Source organism: Legionella cherrii (assembly GCF_900635815.1).
In the GTDB taxonomy this organism is placed as follows: Bacteria; Pseudomonadota; Gammaproteobacteria; order Legionellales; family Legionellaceae; genus Legionella; species Legionella cherrii.
The window spans coordinates 1,099,953-1,118,347 of record NZ_LR134173.1; the positions used below are offsets into that span (position 1 = coordinate 1,099,953).

Genomic DNA, 18,395 nt, shown 5'->3' on the forward strand with positions numbered 1-18,395 from the left:
ATGATGCTTGAACCTGAATTAACAATTACCGGCACTCAAGGTGAATTAGTGAGAGGAAAAATTAAATTTTTTTCAGACGATGGCTATCATATCTTGATTCAAGGTCATTTAGTGAATGCTCAACCTGCATTTTCATGCGTTATCACACCTATAGTTGATGATGAAGTGTTGTTGTTTAAAGAGGCAAATAACTATTATATTTTGTCAATTATCCATCGTCCCAAACCCGCTCCGGTGACCATGAAACTGGGGGAGAACTTGAGTCTTATTGGCGAGAATCAAGAATTAAAATTGAATGCCCCCCATATTCACCTGGTCGCCCAGGAAACGATTAATTTAAGTTCATCCGTGCAAAATATCGATTGCAATCAAGGTACATTTTCAATAAAAAATGCCTTATTTAAAGGGGATGTACTGAACTTTTCCTATCAGTCATTGAAAATAATCTGTAACTACATCCAAACAATGAGTGACACAATCAATACGCAAGCAATACGTTTTTATCAGCAGATTAATGAGCTAGAGCATCAACTCATAGGCCACTTCCGAAGTATTGTAAAACACACGTATCGGATTGATTGCGATGAAATGGAAATTCATGCTCAGGGTGATGCAAAGATCGCGGCGAAACAAGTTCAGTTAGGATAAAAATATGACAATCGCATGTATGATAGGTGGAGAAGTAATGACTGCGGGCCCAATTGATATATGCAAAATGCCTCCTCGTGGGACCCCTAACCCGTTTATGAATATCGGTACCTGGCTGATGTGCGTTGATTTTGTGCCGATGGTATTAATCAATTCATCACCAAGCTGTAATACAGGAACCATTATTCCTGAATCGAATGGGGATCAAGCTGGGACCATGGGGGGCGTTCTTTCAGGCACATTTATGGCTTTAGTGACCCCATTAACCGGTGCCTTTAATGTACTTATAGATGGCTTACCCGCAAATAATCTAGGGATGACGGTTACTCTTTCAAATGATACAAACACCATAGGCATTTATTCGGTGCCCTCACAAACAGACGTTATTGCGCTTTAAATTGGTAGCCTGGGTTAGGCGTAAGCCGTACTCCGCTAGTTATTCAGTGGATTGAAGTCCAACAATCCCTGGTTACCCTAGGCTAAGCCCGCCTGCGATGACTCTCGTTACGGTCCGATTATTTTATAAATGAGGCTTAATTTGGTCATATACAGAAGCTTCTATCCCAATATGGAAAAAGCCATCGAAAGCATGTAAGGGTAAGTCCATGACCTGCGCAAAAGTATGATAGATAGAGTTACTATTGATGGTCGCAGATAAAGGAATAGTGAATCCAGCGAAAGGATAATCAAGATCCAAGTCGTTAATTGCCTTCACAGCGTTTATTGCGCGTAACCAATGGTGCACGCAATCCTCTTTTTGATACACGGTGAAGTAGGCATGAATAGGCAGTGCAAAAGAATTTAGTGGTAAACCATATTGATGAGCGAACCGGGCATCATAAGTAAGACCATATGCCCTTAAACTATGATCTCTGCGGTAGCCAATAGGTACAATGCATCCAGTACTTCGTGACATAGCAAGCCCATGCAATTGGGCGATTACCGTATTTCGCTCCAGATCTCTTAAAATCCAAAAGTCATGCACAAAACGATTAAAATAAGGGATTGGTAAACGAAACATAGCCGCTTGAATGCAATAGCTCATAAAATCTCCCGTTCAGTCCTGTTCCTGATTGAACTTCCTAATCTCCTTTTTTTCGTTATCCCTAATACATTGAGTATAGGAGCTATTTCATATTTGGAAACAGTCCTGTTTTGTGAGTTATAAGCTTAAGACAGTTTTAAGGATAAATGTGTTAAAATAATACTATATGATTAATATTCGGTATTTGTAATGGCAAAATCTCTATCCAGTTTATCGGGATTTAATAAAGATGTGCGCTCACGTTTGAAGAACTCAATACGTAAGATTCTAAGCCTAGATGAGGAAGATATCAGCTACGATTGTTATAACGCATTTGCTATTTTAAAAAATGCTGTCTGGCAAGCCGAACTTTTTACCCAGCGCACCTATACAAAATATTCTGTTTTAGATGTTCTTACCGACGACGACTTATTAAAAGTGATTGCCGAACTTGAAAAATCACTTCCCGAAGTTTCGGCAAAGATCGAAAGAATGAAGGATGAGGTAAAAGGACTTAAGCTGCTAGAAACGCAAAAGGATGAAATAGAAAAGACGCTGAACGAATGCCGTACAATGATTGCTGGTAAGCGAAGAATATTGGATAAGGCACCCATACCTGAGGAACCCGGAGGCTGGAGCATTTTTATTGCCGATAAAAAACCGGGACTATTGAAGAGTATATTCTTATTTTTTGTACCCCAGACATCAATCGAGGCGGCACAGCACTTGTGTGAGTGTTATGAGGTAGAATCGAGAGTTCGCCAAAGACTAGTTTGTGAAATCAAAACATTAAGCTCGAATAATGAAATGTTACGGACTGATTTAGATTCAAAACAAAAGCAAATTCAGGGACTAAAAACAACGCAAAAATTTCTTAAGCAAGCAGAAAAAAACATAAAAATTTTGAAAGATAATTTTAAAGTACTCGAAGAAAATGCTACTAAGCTAGAACTTTCTGCAAAACAAAAGGAGAGGACTCAAACTGTAGCGCAGAAACAAAATGAGGAGGACGATGATTTGCTATTTTCCTTGGAAATGTAACTCATTGGTCAAAAACCAATGAGAACCATGAGATTAAGCTTGAGACGTTTTCATTGGTCGATTAACTGCAAAAACAGGACGTGCTTTCAGGATAACCGTTTAAACATCCCCATTGATTAACATAAACTATGCCTTCCCACCAAATCTAAGGATGGAGTATCTCTATGGTGTTGTTTTTTCGTTTTGAAAAGCCCATGAGACTTCAATGATGCGCCCCTCTCAGTATTTTGATTTTCCTCAGTGCGACCTTCAATTTCTACTCGATGATCAACGGTTAAGCGGTGATGATTTTCTGCGTTGTTATTATCCTCTTCTGGATTGCTCGTAATTTCTCTATCCGTTTCGGAATCATTATCAAGCTCTGAAAAGTGACTAAACTCTGAATCGCTATGAGTCCCTGAACTATTATCCAGTTCATGGTCTATTTTTTTCTGGGTTTTTGTTTTACTTCGCAATTGTTCACGCAAGTATTCAGCCACAGCAGTTTGATTGCTTGCAGCTGCTTTATTAACAGCCATTTTTAATGATTTATTTTCGGGTGAGTTGATTGAAAGTTCACATAAATAACGAACAATCTCGGGTTTTTTATGTTTTACTGCTAAAATTAATGCCTTCTCAACAGTACGTTGGTTGAGCGCGCTCATTTCATAAGTACAGATACAGCCAACACTATCCAGTTTCCCCATTTTCACTGCGAGAAGAAATGACTCTCTTATAGCCAGGTTACTTGGAGCATGCTGAGGTGAACGACATAATTCAATAAATATCTCTACCTGGTTATTTTTAATTGTCTCCAGCAAAGCTTGATTGACACCGTGCTGGGTCGGCTGATTTGGGGTAGTCATGGAGCAAAAAAATTGAACGGGTTCTCGTTTTCCTGCTTTTGCTGCGGCTACCAGCCCATGATTTATTGAAGATTGGTTTGGAGGGTTAGTGGATAAATTACATAAATGACTAATAATGTCCATATGCCCATAGATACTTGCTTGTGCCAGGGCTTCTCCAACTATTGCCGGGGGTAATTGTTTAGGAAACTTACAAAGGCTTTGCACCACGGGTAAATTGCCATCTTGGCAGGCTTTTACAAATACGCGCTGAATGGTCTGCGCACGTGGGGCATTGGTTGATAAAAGGCAAAGTTTTGTCATTGCTTCCAGCTGCATGGTATTTGCTGTGTGGGTAAATGCTTTTTCAATAGCCACAAGTGAAGGGGGATTGTTCTCTGATTGAGCAATAAATAGGGCAATATCCCAATGCCCTAGTTCAATTGCTGCCTGAAACAGCTTATTAATCCCTGATTGTTTTGGCATATTATCCACAGAATAATAAAACAATTGAATAACACCCAGTTGATCATAGGTAATTGCCGCATTGAGAATGTGCATCAGTTCCGTTGAGGATGGCTCATAATCATAAGTGTTTAAAAGATACTTTATAACCTTTGATTGGCCTTGTTCTGCTGCCAGGAAAATTATTCTTTCGAGCTCAGCTGAGCTCAATTGTGTTTTATTGTTTCGACAAAGATGATCTACAACGCGCCATTGATTTGCTCTTGCCGCAGTTCTTATTGCTTTACTCAATGCGTTGGAGGCAATTTGATCTTCTAAAAGAGCGATTAAACCCAAATTGCCATGTTGTGCCGCTTTTATAAAAATTGTTTTGCCTTCATATTCTTTTTCAGCCCAATTAAGCCGTTGTATTGGCTCATCTTCTAAATGTTTAAGAATTTGGTTTCTGATGAACTCATCATCGATGACGGCAAGAATTTCAATCAAAACGCGTTCGTACTCACTGACTTCATCAGCAACTACTGGCGGTAAAGACAGGGCATCGATAAAGGCATTTAAATCAAAATGTTGCCCATGACAAAGGAAGGCGGCTTGAGCTATTTTTGCTTGCAGAGCATATTTGTTATTGAGTTCGAACTTTGCTTGTGGTTTGATTAAATCCAATACGGTAAGTTTGCGAGTTGCATTAAGCCAGGTATCTTCGATGAGATGATAATTGCGGCTACTAAATGTGGATTCGCGCGTTTGCGCGATAATGCATGTATTCACATGTTGTTTTATTGCTTCACTTTTTTGGTCAATGATTCGGCCGCAATCTGGGTATTTTCTTAACCGGCATAGTAATTTTTCGTCTTCCAGCAACATGGGATGGAGCACAAGGTTATCGAGAATTGCCTCAAATACGCGTTGAGTCACAGGATTTTTTTCCTTAGACAACATCGAGAATAAGGCCATCAATTGAAAAATGATTTCAGGATCCGACGTATTTCCTACCGTGATTTGTTGAATAAAGCGAGTCACATTTTCTTCATTGATATGCTCTAAAAGCTTCGGTTTATAAGGTAATAGATAAAATACCGCACCTTCATTATTGGATAAAAGTTGTTGTGCGGTATCGTCACCGATTAAATGAGCTAAGTGTTCTAAAATTTGAGGGGAATATTCCCGAGCAACAATAGTAATAATGGTCGGTAACTCCTGCGCAATAACTTGAGGTTGATTTAAGGTATGGTTTAATGTGTTTAACCATTTTGAATTTTTTTGTTCTTCTGAAGTGATTGCTGCTATAAGAAATTGTTGGCCAAAGAGTTTGTGTAAAGCTAAAAAATTGGTTGGTTTTAAAGAAAATTGTAAAGGGTATTCTGTTCGAGGAATATCCTGTAATTCATTCTTGCTCAAAGTTCCGTCGAGTGCATAGTGCTGAAATGCTGGCTCATCGCTACGTGTTTGTTTCGCTGCTTCCAGGAGGAGCTTGGTTTCCGGAAAGTCATTAAGTAGAGCAAATAAGTGAAAAATTTCATTGTCTTCCGAGTACAAAGTAAATAAATGGTATTTAAGAAAGTCATGAAATAAGTAGGTTTGCAGAATTTGTTTCGTAGTGACATTACGCTGTAAAAGCCAGAGTATTAATGCAGCAAACAACTCGGGTTCGCTGATCCATTCCCGACATAATCCAATGATTCCTAATGGATTTTTTTGATTGGCTAATTGTCCGGTTAAACGCATTAAATGGTTTTCAACTCGTTTAATTGCTTCCTTATGCTTTTGTTCATGCAACTCAAGCACAACGCGTTTTTGAATTTCAGGATGATTTTTAAATAAATCTTCATTACCTTGATAAAAAGAAAGGAGTTTGTTTTTATCTGTCTTCAATAAGGCAAAAAATAATTCATTCCATCGAGCGCCCAGATACGGTATTCCCGGTTGAGATTTAGATAATACATATTTAAATGTGATTAAAAATAAAGAACTTGCCGAATCTTCAACAAATTTTTGACTGCAAAATTCAAGATAATCCATAAACACTTGGTGTTGTTCTAATTTGTCTATGAGCTCATCTGTTTTTTGTTTATTTAATTTGGCAATGCGGACCTCAGCCAAAAGTCTTCGGTGTGTTGTTTTTGCTTGGATTTGTTCTGATTCGAGAAGATCTCTGGAAAGGTAGTTATCGGAAAGATGAAGTGATTCTTCATGGGCATGAAGCCAGTTAAATAGCTCATTAATGATCATCTTTTGGCTCGAGCGGGTAAAGTTGGTATAAGATGTACTACAAATGAGCTTCAGTCAAGATATTAAATGGACTTTAAGTTGCTAATTTGGCCTTTGTGTTATGTAAATAGATGCTTTATCTAAAATGAATATAAACAGGAATTAACTTGGCCAAAATAAAAGGAGCATTGAGCAAAAATTGTGGTGTTACATATTCTTAAGATGAGTGAAACAACTGAATCAGATCCTATCTCAGTGGGAATCGCGTGCGTCACTCGTCCGACTGACGGAGGACAGAGATGACATGCGGGATGAGGGCATTCTCAATCGAATATGTTAAGTAAATTATGGGCTAGTAAATCTAAGGAAAATAAAAAAAATTAAGTCTGATTAATGGGCATAACCAGACTTATATGCAGACTAATACGAGGAGAGTAACCACATCCATGTGGTATAGCTTCTTCCATGATGCTATAAATTCCCTGTAAGACATCCACTGTCATTCCTCGTTGATTTAAGCATAACAAACTGTTCTAAATTATCATCGCTTTTTTATCTCATATTCGTGTAAGAAATTTCTCAAAGTGAAAGTAGAACAAATCCTTATCAATTTTTAAAATTGGGGGTAAAATATGAGAACCTAACTCCATTGCTCAATTGCAGCAAACGGTACAAATACTTTCAGGCTTCCCCAGGAATTACTCCAGAATACATCACCATCCGTTCCGTCGCCATCTGAGTATCCCCATACCCATAAGTTATACAAACGATCACTCGTTGCTTGAAAATAAAGTGTACTTTGGGCTACGGGAAATAATTCGTCGTCATCTGAGTTTGAGTGATCTTCAGACCAACCGGTTCCATCACTCCATAGTTGAAAGCGGGGATCTTGTTCAATCCGAACATCATTACCATTAAAATCAAAACTAATGATCCGAATTGCAAGATAGCCATCACTATGTGCCGTGGGGCCCAAATTGGACCAATCGTGCCATGCAAAACTGTATTTTATAAAGGGCGAAAAACGGACCCAGGTACTCTCAGCAATCGGTCTAAAAAATATCCCCACACCGGAAGCGCCCAATGCGGTACCACCACTAAAAACACTGTAGTCAGCGATAAAGCGACCATCTGCTTTAGATGCCTCTGCTTGACCTCCTGTATTATCATGAACTAACGAATCAAAGGTCCATTCAAAATCATAAGGAGGAGCGGTCACAATAAGCAATGAGCCACTTTTTATTTTGGGTTTTATTTTAGGATAGGTTGGTAAAACCAATTTAGTCTTTGAATGCTCCGATATTTTCCGCAATTCCTTAAGACTTTTTTGTGCCTCTTTATCTTCATAAATGAGTTTCGCTAAAGGGTTAAAAATGGTGGTATAATGCTTTAATTTTTCCGCATTGATAGTCTCACGTAAGTCCATCTTTTTTTTGAACTCTTGCTCTATGTAATCCATTCCTTTTAAAGCAATATTTTGTGAAAAAGGTTTGCCATTAATAGCAACAATCCGCTGGCGTGTATCATCATGATTTCTATCGTCCATGGCTCTCTCCTTGAACTGGTAACTCCTTCCTAGGAGTTAAATTTCCTCCTCTTTTTTGTCATTAAACAACCCTTATTGATTAATATTTTGACAATAAGTATAGCATATTTTTAGTGCTTACTGAGTTGAAAACCGATATCACGAAACAGGACATATTCGTTTTTCTGTACTACCCATCATGTAAATTTTAGATTTTTTTCCATTTCGGTTTGTTCCAATTTATCAATAGGAAAATTTATGGTCCACGGCTTTATGGGTTGTGGTAAAACGGTTTCTGTACAGTAACTTTCTAAATCTTCAGCTGAAATATGGTCAATATTGAATTCGTCAACAAGGAGTTGATGTGCCTCTTCAAAATCAGTCACTATTTTTTGAATGGAATCATTTCCTTCGCTTTTAGAGAATTTCAATTGTTTCGATTGGGCATCCCAAGCTAATGATTTACGGCCATGTTCGGTAATGATCCCAATTACAGTTTTAGAATCGCGTATTCCAATTGCTAAGGGATAGCGCTCCAGTTTGAGTAAATTCATTGCTGCTTTCTCTTGACTTATAGGGCATAAATTAGTCTGCATTAAGCGAAGCCATCCCTGTCTTGTCTTTTTCTCGAGCACATAAACGTTATCAATCGAGTGAAACTTGAATTCATCTTCATTTTGAGTAATCGGCTCATTTTTTCCTGTAATCTGTATCGGAAATCGAGGCGCGGAAGAACCGAGGCCCGGATCTAAAAGAAATTTTTGTTCATCAATTTGTACCGTTAAAATGAGATGCGTCAGAGGAAGTTGAAGTATTTCGGGTGCATTGACCATCGCCCCCATAAGGACGCGCGCGGCACAAAATGAAACGGCATACCCTAGTTGTGATAATGCATCAAATAATAAGGCAGCTGATTGAAAACAATATCCACCATGTTCCGCGGTAAGTAAATTCTTGTAGCTAAAAAAAGATAATGAATCTCTATAGACAGGGTGCTGTCGGGAAATTTTCCTTAATTCAAAATTTGAATAGGGAAAGGTTTGAACATGTGCAAAATAGATGGCGTTTAAATAATTGATTTTCTCCTCACTTGAGGTTTTATCGGCTAAGGGCACAATTTTTATTGTATTCAGGTACTGTTTTAAGTTTATTTTCATGGTGAATATTCAACCTATTGTCTCATCATAACGGTACTTAATATTTTGGTTTAATTCCAGTAGGGTAAAGAAGTACAGCGAAGAAATTTATAACCATCCTTGCATTCTGCGAACATTTTATCCCCTCTCTGTCATCCCCAGTGCAATGAGTGATCTCCTCATTGTGATAATGTGTTACAACATGGAGAGCCATCGCTCTGCTTGGGACGACGGGGGCGGGGAATAAGGGTCGCGTTTAACTTTAAAAATCCCCTCACCCGCTTGTAGGAGAAGGGCAGGAATTGAAGGCATCGCTTATCTGCGCTGATGATTCACATGAACTTCACGCACTAAAGCGAGCCATGCTTTCGCAGCTTCAGAAAGATAGGCGTTTCTGCGCCAGGTCATGGCCATATTCCATTGAAGTTCTTTTTCTTTAAGTAAAAGAGAATGAATTTGGATGTGTTGCCTTTGCATCGCAATCATTCGTGGCAAAAACGTAACCCCAAGACCTGCAGAAACCAGTTCTAACATAAAATCAATTTGACTGCTTTGTGCCACTATTTTGGGCTCGAAACCTATTTGCTGGCTTGCATCCATTATCATTCGATGTAAAGCAAATCCACTACCGAAAAGAATAAATGGAATCTCTTTCAGCTCAGATAAAGAAACGGAATGTTTTGTTGCTAATGGATGGTTTGATGCTAAGAGCGCAACCAGGGGTTCAGAGCGGATCGGTTGACAATCAAACTCTTCAGGAATTGGTAACAAGGTTCCCGCGAAGTCTATGTCTCCTGCCCGCAAACATTCTGCGAGCTTATCACTTCCATGTTCAATGAGTTCCACCTCAATACCAGGATAAAGCTGGTTATAACGAGCAAAAAGGGGAGCAAAAAGAGTGCTACTCCCTACAGGGGAAATACCTAGGCGCAATCGTCCTTGCTTTAAGCCACGTATCTCATCAAGTTCTTTCAGAAGATCATCGCGCTCTGCAATCAGTTTGAGGCCTCGGTGATAAACAATTTCACCCGCTTTCGTAGGTACATTACGTTTCTTAAATCGCTCAATGAGAGGCAAACCCAATTCATCTTCAAGCTGTTTAATTGCTTTACTCACTGTTGACTGAGTAGTGAAGAGAAGTTCCGCTGCTTTGGAAAAACTCCCTTGGCGTACAACTTCGACAAATGTATGAAGCGGTTTAAATTCCATAACTATTCCAAAATAGAATGAATACAAGTCTATAAATTCATTTTATTCATAATAAATAAAGATGTACACTTATTTGGGAGAATAATGATCATAACGGCTGAATATATGGCATTAAAATGTGTAAAAAAGCCCCTATTTCAAGTTGGACTGGTTTGCCTATTTTGGCTGGCTAGCGATCTGGTTGTTAAGGTTACCAAACTGCCTGTGCCTGCCGGAATCCTGGGCTTAGGTGTGGTTTTGCTTCTTTTGATGACCAAATGCATGAGATTAGACAGTATAAAGCGTGGTACTGAACTCCTCCTTGGGGATATGCTGCTTTTCTTTGTTCCAGCGGTGCTTGCAGTCCTGGAACATCAGGAATTTTTGAGTGTCCTGGGTCTTAAAATTCTGTTAGTTATTGTGTTAAGTACACTTTTGGTGATGTTAGTTACCGCGGTGGTTGTGGATTGCTGTTATCGTTGGAGAACTGCTCATGTTCAGTCATCTGCTGGCTAACTCAGCGACACAAACGGTCTTTTGGTCATTTATAACCATAAGCCTGTACTTTATTGTCAAACAAATGTATCGCCGGTGGTCATTTTGGTGGCTCATGCCGCTTATTCTTACTCCCCTTCTGATTGCAGTGATGATTCATCTATTGCAGGTCAGTTACCAGGATTATTTTCGAGGGACACAATGGCTGGTCTTATTACTTGGACCAGCTACTGTCGCCTTTGCAATTCCTATATATGAACAACGTATGCTCATTCGTAAACACTGGCCCGTGCTGTTCATTGGTGTCATTACTGGAAGTTTAACTGCCATACTCTCAAGTTGGGCATTAGCTGTTCTTTTAGGCCTTGATGAAAATGTACGCCTGAGCCTATTACCGCGCTCGATTAGTACACCATTCGCAATGGAAGTCTCTCGTGCCATTGGTGGCACACCGGATCTGACCGCCATTTTCGTTATTATTACGGGCATATTGGGAGCAGTTATTGGTGAGCTGATCCTCATGTATGTATCGTTCAATTCATCCCTTGCCCGAGGTACTTTTTTAGGTGTTGGCGCCCATGCAGCAGGAACCGCCCAGGCGCGTAAAATAGGGCAAACCGAAGGAACAATTGCTAGCTTGTCGATGATCTTGGTTGGTCTTTTAAATGTCCTTCTTCTTCCTTTTATTAGCCATTTTCTGAAATAACAATTCTAGTTTCTGGCCGCTCCCACATCATCCCGAGCATCACGGGTATCCCGCAGCCGACTCTTGTGCTACAGCGCGGAGATCCCTGGTTGTACTCGAGATGAAGTGTAGCGAATTGTGAACCGACATTAAATTTCGGATGTTAATCAATCCTTAAGCTTATTTGTTTTAAACTGATAAAAAGCGAAAGAGGAGACTACCATGTCAAACAAAAAATTCACTGAACGTTTGAACCAGGAGCTCGATGAGCTTGGTGTTCCTGAGTTAATGACTGAGCGTGTACAAGTATGCTCCAAATTATTTCAATTACCTAAATTTAAAATTGAAGCGCTCTTGCACGGTGTTGTTGCTTTAGATGGCGATTCCATGCAAAAAATTGCCGATGAGCTTGAAGTCAGTGCGGATTGGTTGTTTGGCGACGCTAAAGGGAAAACAAAGCTTCACTAGCTCTTAACAAGCCCAGTTCGCTATGTTCTGGGCTTATGACAAGGAGTTTTGTCGGTTAGCTAAGACTTGGCTCATGTGCAAACGGCTCCGCTTCTTTGTCTATGTCTAGTTCAGCTTGTGCCAATGAAATAATGCCATCTAATGCACGGGCAATCGCACCTTGAGTAAATGGGTTGAATGAATTGGTAGTGTAGGCTGAATATAACATAGCGAATGGAAATAGAACTAAGAATACTACTTGCCTTATCGATTCACAAAAATAAGCTGTCGCTATTACAATCAGGTTAAGGATGATTTCTTAACCTGATTCAATCTGTTTTGTTTGTTATTGTAGGATTCGGTGGAACGTGTTGACTCCGTGATTGATTACATCAACACCGTTAGCAACCCTGGGAATTGTAGAATTGGGTGAGAAAAATCCGAGTCCCGCTTGAATTCCTCGAACGATGTTGGCACCTGCGGCCCAATTATTTAATGTATTAGGGGCAATGGCTTCGAACGCATGAATTGCAACATCGGGGAGATACTCGATTACTGCCGCTTCTGGATTATTGAGGTATTGATACATAACAAGCCCAGCAACCAATGCATTGTAGCCTCGATACACAGTGCTCCAGCTTAACAGGTTATACATAGTCAGCGATTTTTGGGGTGTTGCAGATTGTTTTTCATAAGCCATGTTTCCTACTCCTTGTTATTGTAAATTATAAAAATCCGTTTATCGTGCAACATTATAAAGTAAGTTTTGAATTTATATAAGAAATCATTCTACTGAGACCCCTTAAATTCCTTCTGTAATTAAGGTTGAAGTTGAAAAAAAACAAGTTAAAATAATCACTTGCTTCTGGAAAACCTTAATAAAAAAATGAACAGGCATTTTCAGTAGCTCAATTACGCAGTGGATTAAGCCAGGATTTAATCCCCATTTATATTTTTTTAAAAGGATTTTGAAATGCCAGGATCAACTTCAAACATATTAACTCGTCTTCAGGCACGCGTGCCTACTTCTTCCTCAGCCCATAGGAATACGCAAAGAACGAATGGCGGTTTATTGGTGACGCAAAGTACAATACAAGCAGGAATGCAAATTAATAATACAACAAGTCCTATTGCTTTAATCCCTATCGCTTTTGCCCAGACCCTAAATTCCGGATATGCTGTAGTACGCTCCGATACCCACCTCAATGAAAAATTGATCCAAGGGCTTCAAGCAATTTTTTCTGCTGTGATCCTGGGATTGGCAATCAGTTTGGTATTTCATGATGACCAAATAGTGAGGCAAGTTATGTTCTTATTTCAACTCCTCTATGGAGCCTTATTCCTCGTTACCTGGGGTGGTAGCGAGGTTTCTAAAGATACAACGTCAACACCTGCCAACAATGGAGTCGCACCTCTTCTACTTAAATCGATTATTAAGAGCCCTGCTGAGGACGATTTAGAAAAGGGTGAAAAAAGTGAAAATGAGGAAGAAGTTGAAGCAAGTGATGACGAGAAAATAGAAATAGAGGAACAGAGAAAACTCTCTAACTCGAAGTAATCTTGGTAGCGAGGGGATATTCTCATTCTGCATAGGCTTGCCTTGAGCAGTTCTCTGCCAAAGTCTCGTGAATAAGTCGCGGGAGGGAAGCATTGCAAATTAGAGCGGGATTTTAAATATGGGATGAAGGCTGCGGTGAGCTATCCTCTCCAAGTTTTATACCAGTCAATATTTTTTGAAATATATCAAAATTTTTGCTTTGTGAGCGGGTATCAATAATTGGAAACATGATATGGTGGAAAAAAGAGGCTCTTTTTTCAATTTCCTCAGCATAAATTTCAGCGATGAGTTCTGGCTCATTTTTAAATTCGCCACAACCCCAAGCGCCAAACATCGCATAAGGTTGGTTGGCAATAATTAATGTGTCCAGTTGTGCCGCAATGCGTCGTCTTAAATCATCCCGGTGTTCTTTGACTACTTCCGGCGCTTTTGAATGGGATTCAGCAAAGTGTTCTGGTGCTGCAGATCTTAATTCACGAAAAGGAAAAATATTTGTTGGCACAAGAAATGAAAAGCTCATGTCAGGATCAGAAACCTTATTGTTTGAAAAATCATCCATTGATGCTGTAAGCAACACTTCCGGACCTCTAAAACAAATTCTCGGTTCATCACTATGGAATGTTTTACATGCGTTGGGTGAATAGGCTTCTTTACAGCGTTTCTTTAAAGTTTCGAGTTCTTCAGTAGTCATTCTCCTTCGGCCTTCGACTAATTCCACGCCTTCAGGAGTATAAAGAAATGTATTCTCATAATTCTTATCATGTCGGACTATTTTATCCATTAATGAAAGCGCGCAAGTGGTTCGATGCCACATGTTTTCTTCTTGAGCACTTCCACCTTCCAATGACGCTCCACCGGGATAGAGGGAATTGGCCATATTTAATACGGAATAAATTTTTGCATACTTTTGGGTAGCCTCCATCGCCGTAACACCCCAATCTTGGTATACGACTTCAACCTCAGGAGGAGGCTCAGATCTTTTTTTCTCCCAAGAAATTAAATTTCTGGCTGCTATCTTTTTTAATTCCTGTAATTTTTTCAAATCAGTGATTGTACTTAAAGTTTTGCCCATGCTTTCATGACGCCAACGCTCACCAGAAAGAGTACCTTTGAATAAGCTGGGTTTATGGGCTTCATGAACACTAAAAATGGCAGCATGTTCTACTACTTGACTTGGGCTGGGAGATTTTCCTCTAAAAAATTTTAGCAACATAATTCACAAACCCTTATTTTATTTTGTACTCAATATGCGCTTTTTTTGGAGCGCTCTGAATCAATATTCTGCAATAAATACATCAAACAAACAGCCAACAAAAAGTTTAATATAGGGTTCTGCGGAGGACCTTATATCCATACATTTCTATCAAAATTAGAGTGGAAAAACTCTAATTCTATTCGTAGACGAATTCACCTGACTATATATTGATAATAGTGTATGTAATTTGGAATTCAAGAGCAGCACGCAGGTCTCCAAGTGTTGACCGCTATGAAACACGGAATTGATTCATCGGACTCGCCCTACTGGTTTATTCTTAAGAGAATAACCAGAAACAAGCTTGAATTAGAAAATTGTCAGGATTTAGTTGAACTTATATTCCTTAAGCCTTAAATAAGTTATATTAAGAGAATCATAGAACAAGGAGCGTTTATATGATGAAAAATTTAATAAAAAATTGGATTGGGCTTATTCTATTTTCTTTTACAATTCAAGCCATCGCCAAGGATACAATCACCGTTCAAGTAAAAACAGATGAAAAAACAGCTGCTGCTTTGGGATTTACTGTGGAGGGTAAAAAATCGGGGGCTCGAGGCAAGTCCTACTCAGGCAAAGGACCAGCGAATAAAGTATATATCTTTGGTTATCGAAAAAATTCAGCATTTGGTCCGGATATTTTATGTGGCTCCCAAAAGCTGGCAAAAGACAGTATTGTGACTTTAGTGACCTCAGGAGATCATTGCTCCATTGAAATCGATTAGGGGCTGTTTACCATTGTCCGATACTCGGGTTTTGCAGGATGATTGTAGTGTCTTTATGGATTAGCGAACATGAGTCCCGCATCCTCAATCATTTGCTCATATATCAAAACCAAAACCGAGCCTTGATGAATTTCCAAAACAATGTCAGATAGTCGAGTTCGATTGAAACACGAAGTTTTTCCTGGAAAAGAAAGTTGCGATTGATTGAGCTCCCATTGAAGCCCTTTTGAAGAAATAGTTGCTGTGGGTATTCCGATTAATGAAATTTTTGTATGCATGGGTAATGAGCAACCCATACTTGATTTTTCATTTAAAACAAAGCCGCGTATCGGGGGCGCATACAAAAGACAATTGGTTTCCATAAAAATATTAATATTATTCAGTATATGATCTAAATGCCCGCCATTGATTCCCACTATAATGGCAGGTAATAAATCATTTTCTTTCAAATAATGCATCGCCTTTTGATAATCACTAAAATTTTGATCGGCTGAATGAAGAAAAGGATGGTTTTCTAAGAGAGCTGGTCGGACAGAATCGAAATCCCCAGTGATTAAGTGCGGGCTAATTCCACGCTCTAATAGACTATTTGCTGCCCCATCCGCTGCGATAATGGGCAGGCTCAACGTTTTGAAAAAGGAGGACTCAGGTAATTCTCCATTGAGGCATAGAATCGATTGATAGCCTGTTAAATTAATTACATCGTGCATCATAATGTCTTTTTAAAAAAATAAGCAGCACACTGACAATTAAGCCTACGACGTTAGAACTGATCACAAAAAAGGAATCCGTGCTGCTTCCATAAATAATCCACGCTACAGAACAGACGAGGTAATTAATCAACATGATCATCGAAAGATCCTGTGTTGATCGTGTTTTTAAGGATTTGATAATTTGCGGTAATAAGCCAATAAACGAAGTAATAAAAGCAATAACACCTGAGAACATAACAATAGACACATTTTCCTCCGCTCAGACGAATGAGATCAGGTTCAAAGGGTTGGTTCATCCTCTCAGCCATAACTGGCACCCCTAATGTACGAACAATATTTTACCATGAAGGGTAAAAGCTGAAAAGTAAATCCTCTCAATGCTTCATTACTTGATCATTTTATTTGCTATCACATCATTTTGCCTGCCTTTAACTCAGAAAAATGCATTCAAATACAATCTAATTACTTTTAATTAAAAATGGCATCGCAACAACCCAATGAATCATAAAAAATACTAAATGTTAAGATTTTGTTAAGGTTGGCGTTCTAAAATATAGTTTATAAATTGGTCAGTTAGAGGATTCATTTTATGGGTAAGGTTATTGTTATTCATGCTAATTGTCATAATCCAACCGCAAAAGGTGATTTTGCTTTCGCCGGTAATATTGCTAAGGATGTTGTCCGCGAGCTCGAAAAAAAGGGCGTACAGGATATTGATGTCGTTTTAGTCAGTACGCTTGATGGGATTCCTCGATTTAAAAGTATGTACGGGACTCCAGTCAATGGTCGGGTATCAATAGAGGGGACTGATGTTGGACTGTCTTCCTTGGAAGAGTTTGATGCAGTTGAAAATACTGTGGTAGCCTTTATCGATGCCAATCGGTGTAAGCATTCAGCTGCTCATCTTGTGAAACGAGTTCTCTCTCCTGACAGCAAATTCTTATTTGTAGGAAACGTAAACCAAGCGGCCTTTGCAGACATGTTTATGCAAACATTATACCGTATGCAAGCCAAGCAGGATCAACCTGAGGTCTATGACTCATTTAGTGATAAGGATATGTTGATTGGCAGTGCAGGTATTGGCCAGGATCGATTAGGTTTACCTACCATTACTAAAGCAGAAGATTTACCGGCATTAAGTAATCCTGAGAAAGCGTCACTTCCGACAGGTAAATATGGTTTTATGTATCTTGCCGCAGTAGATTCTTCTAAAGATTATAAATTAATCGCACAATACATTAAGTTAAGTGGTCAAGATAAATATGTTCTAGTCGGGGATTTTGGCAGTAAAAAATCGGATATCCAATATGCATATTATCATGATACGACATTGCCTACTTCCAAGTCACTGCCAGCAATAGAATACCATCAAAGCTTACCCAATGGAGTAATGCGCCAAACAGTTGCTCATTCATCAGGCGATTTGGTTTTGTCAACGGGTGTTACCAGTACTTTGGAAGCGATGAGGGATAAAAAGCTGACCTATTATCAAGATATGTCAAACAATACCGAATTCGTTGCCGCTTATTTAATTGCTGTGAAATCACTGGTTGCGAGTGATACCACTTTATTTGGCGCCATGCCCAATATGATTATCGAATTATCAAATCTGCTTTTTGCTAACAAGCCACTCAGTCGGGTTGATATGGAGCGTACCCATGAGTTGTTAGAAATCTCTTCTATCAGCTCCAGATTGGTGGACACGAACCAGACGATTATGGATCAAGCCAGTGGAAAACTCGCACCAAGACTGCTTACTTTTTTGGGTGAGTCACGTAAGACACACGATTCAGTTCAACTCGCCAATGTCTGTGCTTCATTACGTAAAACAGGTGAATTGGGTAGTCCAGTGCACGATCAGGCCCTCAGAAGAGCTGCAACTTGGGGGCGATTATTTGAACTTAAGGTGCTCATCAAATCAATGCCGAAACCGGATTTGGATAAAACAGACTCTAATTATCAACGCACAGCACTGCATTGGGCCGTTTATAGCAAAAATTTGGATTGCGCGCGCGCATTAGTGAGAGCTGGAGCATCTCTAGATCTTCAGGATAGCGAGGGGCAAACGCCGCTTCATAAGGCCGTGGTACGGGGTGATCGAGAAATGATCAAAATGCTTATAGAGGCAGGTGCTTCCATAGATATTCCTGATAAGTCGCACCATAGTCCTAAAGATTGTGCCCCAGATGGTGGTGTCCTGGCATTTATTAATGATTGTCATTCTCACCTGCAACCTAAAGGCTAAAACATCTAAACAAGCCATAAAATTGGGTTTTCACCTCAAGGTTGGGGAGCTTAATAGTCCCCAATCTTTCTTCGTACTGACGAAGTTTTATCCTTATTTGACAGAATCACCATGTTAAACTTTGTGCAAAAAGTCAACTTTTTTCATCTGTTCAAAAGGCTTTCTTTTTTGCATAATGGACTGCGATGTCAGTTTGGTTAAAATTTTTTCTTTCTA

The 18,395-nt window shown here is 39.4% G+C and carries 19 protein-coding genes and 1 riboswitch; of the genes, 9 read left to right on the forward strand and 10 right to left on the reverse strand.

Annotated features, from left to right (window positions below):
- Both EL022_RS04655 and EL022_RS04660 read left to right on the forward strand, forming a co-directional pair.
- Nucleotides 1-648, forward strand: a complete 648-nt coding sequence (locus EL022_RS04655; RefSeq protein ID WP_081776924.1) for a DUF3540 domain-containing protein — start codon at nt 1-3, stop codon at nt 646-648.
- 4 nt (nt 649-652) lie between these two features.
- Entirely contained in the window at nt 653-1,045 is a 393-nt protein-coding gene (locus EL022_RS04660) for a PAAR-like domain-containing protein (protein ID WP_028382591.1), read from the forward strand.
- 123 nt (nt 1,046-1,168) lie between these two features.
- Here EL022_RS04660 and EL022_RS04665 read toward each other — a convergent pair whose 3' ends face one another.
- Nucleotides 1,169-1,693, reverse strand: coding sequence for a hypothetical protein (locus EL022_RS04665; protein WP_028382592.1), 525 nt, complete (start codon nt 1,691-1,693; stop codon nt 1,169-1,171).
- Between the two features lie 189 nt (nt 1,694-1,882).
- Here EL022_RS04665 and EL022_RS04670 point away from each other — a divergent pair, with 189 nt between their 5' ends.
- Nucleotides 1,883-2,713: a hypothetical protein gene (locus tag EL022_RS04670; RefSeq protein WP_028382593.1), complete on the forward strand. Its 831-nt coding sequence runs from the start codon at nt 1,883-1,885 to the stop codon at nt 2,711-2,713.
- Between the two features lie 116 nt (nt 2,714-2,829).
- On the opposite strand, the gene EL022_RS04675 is transcribed toward EL022_RS04670, so the two are convergent.
- The 4 genes from EL022_RS04675 to EL022_RS04690 all read right to left on the reverse strand — a co-directional run bounded on the left by EL022_RS04675 (nt 2,830) and on the right by EL022_RS04690 (nt 10,080).
- Entirely contained in the window at nt 2,830-6,231 is a 3,402-nt protein-coding gene (locus EL022_RS04675) for a hypothetical protein (RefSeq protein WP_028382594.1), read from the reverse strand.
- A 619-nt stretch (nt 6,232-6,850) separates the two neighbouring features.
- Complete coding sequence (locus tag EL022_RS04680; protein ID WP_028382595.1) at nt 6,851-7,756, reverse strand: hypothetical protein; 906 nt, start codon at nt 7,754-7,756, stop codon at nt 6,851-6,853.
- A 176-nt stretch (nt 7,757-7,932) separates the two neighbouring features.
- Nucleotides 7,933-8,892, reverse strand: a complete 960-nt coding sequence (locus EL022_RS04685; RefSeq protein WP_028382596.1) for an arylamine N-acetyltransferase — start codon at nt 8,890-8,892, stop codon at nt 7,933-7,935.
- Nucleotides 8,893-9,186: 294 nt separating this feature from the next.
- Complete coding sequence (locus tag EL022_RS04690; RefSeq protein WP_028382597.1) at nt 9,187-10,080, reverse strand: LysR family transcriptional regulator; 894 nt, start codon at nt 10,078-10,080, stop codon at nt 9,187-9,189.
- Nucleotides 10,081-10,164: 84 nt separating this feature from the next.
- Between EL022_RS04690 and EL022_RS04695 the strand changes: the two genes are divergently transcribed.
- From EL022_RS04695 to EL022_RS04705, 3 genes are all read left to right on the forward strand, one after another.
- A complete protein-coding gene (locus EL022_RS04695; protein WP_237761345.1) occupies nt 10,165-10,575 on the forward strand; it encodes a CidA/LrgA family protein in 411 nt (136 codons plus the stop codon).
- Nucleotides 10,553-11,260, forward strand: a complete 708-nt coding sequence (locus EL022_RS04700) for an LrgB family protein (protein ID WP_028382599.1) — start codon at nt 10,553-10,555, stop codon at nt 11,258-11,260. Before EL022_RS04695 ends, EL022_RS04700 begins: the two co-directional genes overlap by 23 nt.
- 201 nt (nt 11,261-11,461) lie before the next feature.
- Nucleotides 11,462-11,707 carry a hypothetical protein gene (locus EL022_RS04705; RefSeq protein WP_028382600.1) on the forward strand — a complete coding sequence of 82 codons (246 nt, stop codon included), beginning with the start codon at nt 11,462-11,464 and terminating at the stop codon, nt 11,705-11,707.
- Between the two features lie 55 nt (nt 11,708-11,762).
- On the opposite strand, the gene EL022_RS16050 is transcribed toward EL022_RS04705, so the two are convergent.
- Entirely contained in the window at nt 11,763-11,915 is a 153-nt protein-coding gene (locus EL022_RS16050) for a hypothetical protein (protein ID WP_155832682.1), read from the reverse strand.
- 117 nt (nt 11,916-12,032) lie between these two features.
- Entirely contained in the window at nt 12,033-12,386 is a 354-nt protein-coding gene (locus EL022_RS04710; RefSeq protein WP_051544527.1) for a hypothetical protein, read from the reverse strand.
- Nucleotides 12,387-12,659: 273 nt separating this feature from the next.
- Here EL022_RS04710 and EL022_RS04715 point away from each other — a divergent pair, with 273 nt between their 5' ends.
- Nucleotides 12,660-13,244, forward strand: coding sequence for a hypothetical protein (locus EL022_RS04715; RefSeq protein WP_028382602.1), 585 nt, complete (start codon nt 12,660-12,662; stop codon nt 13,242-13,244).
- A gap of 112 nt (nt 13,245-13,356) precedes the next feature.
- On the opposite strand, the gene EL022_RS04720 is transcribed toward EL022_RS04715, so the two are convergent.
- Nucleotides 13,357-14,457, reverse strand: coding sequence for a poly(ADP-ribose) glycohydrolase domain-containing protein (locus tag EL022_RS04720; RefSeq protein ID WP_028382603.1), 1,101 nt, complete (start codon nt 14,455-14,457; stop codon nt 13,357-13,359).
- A 437-nt stretch (nt 14,458-14,894) separates the two neighbouring features.
- Here EL022_RS04720 and EL022_RS04725 point away from each other — a divergent pair, with 437 nt between their 5' ends.
- Nucleotides 14,895-15,221 (forward strand): hypothetical protein, encoded by a 327-nt coding sequence (locus EL022_RS04725; protein WP_028382604.1) that lies wholly within the window; start codon nt 14,895-14,897, stop codon nt 15,219-15,221.
- Between the two features lie 53 nt (nt 15,222-15,274).
- Here EL022_RS04725 and EL022_RS04730 read toward each other — a convergent pair whose 3' ends face one another.
- Nucleotides 15,275-15,931, reverse strand: a complete 657-nt coding sequence (locus tag EL022_RS04730) for a thiamine diphosphokinase (RefSeq protein ID WP_028382605.1) — start codon at nt 15,929-15,931, stop codon at nt 15,275-15,277.
- Nucleotides 15,915-16,181: a SemiSWEET family sugar transporter gene (locus EL022_RS04735; protein ID WP_028382606.1), complete on the reverse strand. Its 267-nt coding sequence runs from the start codon at nt 16,179-16,181 to the stop codon at nt 15,915-15,917. Before EL022_RS04735 ends, EL022_RS04730 begins: the two co-directional genes overlap by 17 nt.
- A riboswitch (TPP riboswitch) is annotated at nt 16,168-16,265 on the reverse strand. (Overlaps the previous gene by 14 nt.)
- 258 nt (nt 16,266-16,523) lie before the next feature.
- Between EL022_RS04735 and ankY the strand changes: the two genes are divergently transcribed.
- Nucleotides 16,524-18,179 (forward strand): Dot/Icm T4SS effector AnkY/LegA9, encoded by a 1,656-nt coding sequence (gene ankY / locus EL022_RS04740; RefSeq protein WP_028382607.1) that lies wholly within the window; start codon nt 16,524-16,526, stop codon nt 18,177-18,179.
- The last annotated feature ends 216 nt before the right edge of the window (nt 18,180-18,395 follow it).